Below are 3,684 nucleotides of genomic sequence, written 5' to 3'. Positions count from 1 at the left end.
ATCGAAAGCTGCAAATTTAACATTCTTAAATATATGCGTAATCCCTGCACTACAATATTTAATATAATCAACTTCTTTACCAAAACCTACAAAACGCCATAAGTTGTTATCAAGCGTCACATGAGAAGAATTATCAATCACAACATCAACAAGCCAAGGAGCTATTTTTGCACATAAATTTGCCAAATATCCTCCATGTGAGGACCCGGTTAAAATTACTTTCAAATTATTATTTTTCAAAATCTTTGTTTTTGTATAAAACAAAGCGTTTAATACATCGATCGTTTGCATAATACCATAATTTTGATATTCATTTTTTGTTGGTTTAAATCCTAAACTCAAATACAATAAATAATTTTCATCTAACTCTTGAGTTTTTTTCAACCTTTCTATAAATTTATTTATCACATCTATAACACAATAAAATTCATCATAAGTTTTTAAAGCTTGTACATCAATAGGTAAATTATTAATCCCCAATGCGTCTAAACTGACTTTTAGTATCATTTTATCTATCTCATCTATATAAAATTCCGCTCCAGTTTGAGGACGATTTCCTATACAATGATAATTTACATTTAAAACTGCTACATTATAATTTCTAGCACAATAATCACTTATATATAAATCATCTTTTATATCTCCGCCAATACCATTTATAACACAAACAATCGCCTCTATTTCTTTGCTATCATCATAAGTTAATTTAAATTCTAATTTACTTTCTCTTTTTATATTTAATTCTACATCATCACAAGAGTCTATGAAATAGGTTTGATTTATGAGCATATTTTTCTTTCTTAACTATAATTTATGTTATTATAACCAAAATTTTTTAAGGAAGCTCATGACAACCCACATCAATGATTTTTTACTAGAAAGTGTTGCTAAATTTGGAAGTAAAAATGCTTTTGTTGAGTTTAATGGTAAAAGCATAAGCTATAAAGAATTTGATGATTTAAGTAAAAAAATAGCAAGTAAAATTCTTTCTAAACTTCCTACTAAAAGCACACAAGATCCTGTATTAATCATACTTCCTAAAGGGATTGATTGTTTGCTTTCTTTTTTTGGTGTAGCAAAAAGTGGAAATTTTTATACGCTTTTAGATGAAAAAAGCCCTAAAGAGCGTGTAGAAAAAGTTATAGAAGTTTTAAAACCAAAGCTTTTAATTACTTCTAAAAAATTAAATTTAGATTTTAATCTTGATACCATTTTCACAGAAGATTTTGAAAGCTTTGTTGTAAATGAAAATGCTTTAGAAAAAGCTTTAGACAATCACATAGATACTAATTTACTTTATGTCTTTTTTACAAGCGGAAGCACAGGAACTCCAAAAGGAGTAAGCATAAGCCATAAAAGTGTAATTGATTATACTTTTTGGGTATGTGAGACTTTTAAGCTAAGTCATGAAGATATACTTGCTAATCAAGCACCATTTTACTTTGATAATAGCATATTAGATATATTTAGCTCTGTTAAAATGGGAGCTACACTTCATATACTGCCAAATCATCTTTTTGCTTTTCCAAATAAAATTTTAGAATATCTAGAACAAGAAAAAATAACAACAATTTTCTGGGTACCTTCTGTGCTGATTTATTTTGCTAATACTAATGCTCTTGAAGCCTTTACACTAAGGCATTTAAATAAAATTCTTTTTTGTGGTGAAATCATGCCAAATAAACAACTCAACATTTGGCGCAAATACCTTCCTAATACTTTATTTGCTAATCTTTATGGACCTACTGAAATTACCGATGTATGCTCTTTTTACATAGTTGATAGACAATTTAGCGATGATGAGCTTTTACCTATAGGAAAAGCTTGTAAAAATACTCAGCTTTTAGTCCTTGATGAGAATTTAAATTTAATTACTCCAAGTCAAATAGGAATTAAAGGCGAGCTTTATGTAAGAGGAACTTGTCTTTCTTTAGGCTATTACAACGATAAAGAAAAAACAAAGCAAGCTTTTATGCAAAATCCTTTGCATGATAATTATCTAGACTTGCTTTATAAAACAGGTGATGTGGTAGCTTATAATGAATTTGGCGAGCTTTTATGCTATGGAAGGATAGATCATCAAATCAAATACATGGGTCATCGCATAGAGCTTGGAGAGATAGAAAGTATTATAAATTCTCATGAGAATGTAAAAAATTGTGCTTGTATTTTTAAAGAAGAAATTATTTGTTTTTATGAAAGCAAGGAAGAGTTAGATTTTAAAAACTTTTTAAAAGATAAACTCCCTGCTTACATGATACCTAAGAAATTTGTTAAAATAGAACAATTTGCTTTAAATGCAAATGGGAAGATTGATAGGAAGGTTTTAGAAATCGTAAAATAAAAAATGCAATTTTTATTACAAATAAATTAAAATACACAAAAACAACAATTACTCTGCTATTTTGCAAAATTAAAATGTTATAATGTGAAAAAATACTTATTTTAGAAGGAGAATAATGGAAATTACATTCGAAAGTATTCAAAAAATGTTTGATGCAATTAACAGAAATGATATCAATGAGAGCAGTCGCAATTTAGTGGATGATGATATCATTGATAGTATGGATATGATGAAATTAATACTTGAAATAGAAAAATTTATTGGAAAAAATTTAGATGCTAAGTATATTACTCCAGATAATTTCGAAGACTTTTCCGCAATTAAAAATATGCTTGAGGAAGTTATATAATCTCAAGCATAAATTTATAGCTCTTGTCTTTAAAAGTAAAAACTTCATCTTGCAAAGACAACTTATACTATATTCTCATATAAAAAATAAATTTTTATCTTTAAAGGATTCTATATTCTAATTTATTATATTTAAATTCTACATCATCACAAGAGTCTATGAAATAAGTTTCATTTTTGAGCATAATTTTCTCTAATCATTAAAATAATTTGTAAATTGCTCTTGATATCGCAACTCTAGATTATCATATATATCTTGGATTTTGTCAATAAATTTGTCATTTCTATATGCTTGCATAGTCATGGAATTAATTTCTTGAAAAGCAAAAAAATCAAATTTTTCCTCATGCGTTAATTCTTCAAGATAAACTACTTTTCCATAATGATCATAAGTATATTGTTTAAGAGTTTCTTCTATCACTTCAAGTACCTTAAATACAAATATCATTATAGGTTCCTTTCTTAATACCTGTGTGCTTTGCTCAAACTCTCTTAAAAACTCATCATTTTTTCTATGAGTTATGGTACAATAGTGCTTTTTAGCATCTTTATAAAAAATATCAAACAATGCACAAGGTTTAACCCCTAAAAAATTTCCCTCATAATCAACCTGAGGATAATAAGGGTAAAGCTTGCATATCAAAGGTCTAAGACCATGAGGATCACAAAGTCCATTTAAATCACATTTTGTAAAATAAGCATTAATTTTCTTTCCATTTTTTAAAGTAAAAGTATTGACTTTTCCATTTTCTAAATATGTATTACCAACTTGTTTTAGCGAAAGATATTCAACTTCAAGCATGGGCAATATCACTGCGCTAGATTTATTAAATTTAAAATATTGTGCATGAATATTATGACAACATCCACCATTACATGTTTTATAACATTGTGGTGCAAAAATAAATTCTTTATCTTGCAATGAGTTAAAAAAATTTTTCATTTATTTCCTTTCTTATGTATTCTAGTTTAATTTTTGTACATCAAGTAAT

General features: G+C 27.1%; 4 protein-coding genes. 2 read left to right on the top strand and 2 right to left on the bottom strand.

The annotated features are described in order from the left end of the window. Window positions 1-789 (bottom strand): DUF2920 family protein (locus L8V88_RS07885; protein WP_263727458.1); only part of this gene is annotated, 789 nt, incomplete at its 3' end. Between the two features lie 58 nt (window positions 790-847). Here L8V88_RS07885 and L8V88_RS07880 point away from each other — a divergent pair. Together L8V88_RS07880 and L8V88_RS07875 are read left to right on the top strand one after the other, a co-directional pair. Continuing rightward, window positions 848-2,344, top strand: coding sequence for an amino acid adenylation domain-containing protein (locus tag L8V88_RS07880; protein WP_263727457.1), 1,497 nt, complete (start codon window positions 848-850; stop codon window positions 2,342-2,344). A 115-nt stretch (window positions 2,345-2,459) separates the two neighbouring features. After that, entirely contained in the window at window positions 2,460-2,693 is a 234-nt protein-coding gene (locus L8V88_RS07875; RefSeq protein ID WP_263727456.1) for an acyl carrier protein, read from the top strand. Window positions 2,694-2,885: 192 nt separating this feature from the next. Here L8V88_RS07875 and L8V88_RS07870 read toward each other — a convergent pair whose 3' ends face one another. Next, complete coding sequence (locus L8V88_RS07870) at window positions 2,886-3,635, bottom strand: hypothetical protein (protein ID WP_263727455.1); 750 nt, start codon at window positions 3,633-3,635, stop codon at window positions 2,886-2,888. Window positions 3,636-3,684 lie beyond the last annotated feature (49 nt).

The organism is Campylobacter sp. IFREMER_LSEM_CL2101, from assembly GCF_025771825.1.
GTDB lineage: Bacteria > Campylobacterota > Campylobacteria > Campylobacterales > Campylobacteraceae > Campylobacter_D > Campylobacter_D lari_C.
The sequence above is the reverse complement of the archived record's forward strand: the minus strand, read 5'-3'. Positions and strand labels throughout refer to the sequence as shown.

Coding starts and splice junctions, on each gene's coding strand:
- L8V88_RS07880 (WP_263727457.1), top strand. CDS start 848: ATGACAACCCACATCAATGATTTTTTACTAGAAAGTGTTGCTAAATTT.
- L8V88_RS07875 (WP_263727456.1), top strand. CDS start 2,460: ATGGAAATTACATTCGAAAGTATTCAAAAAATGTTTGATGCAATTAAC.
- L8V88_RS07870 (WP_263727455.1), bottom strand. CDS start 3,635: ATGAAAAATTTTTTTAACTCATTGCAAGATAAAGAATTTATTTTTGCA.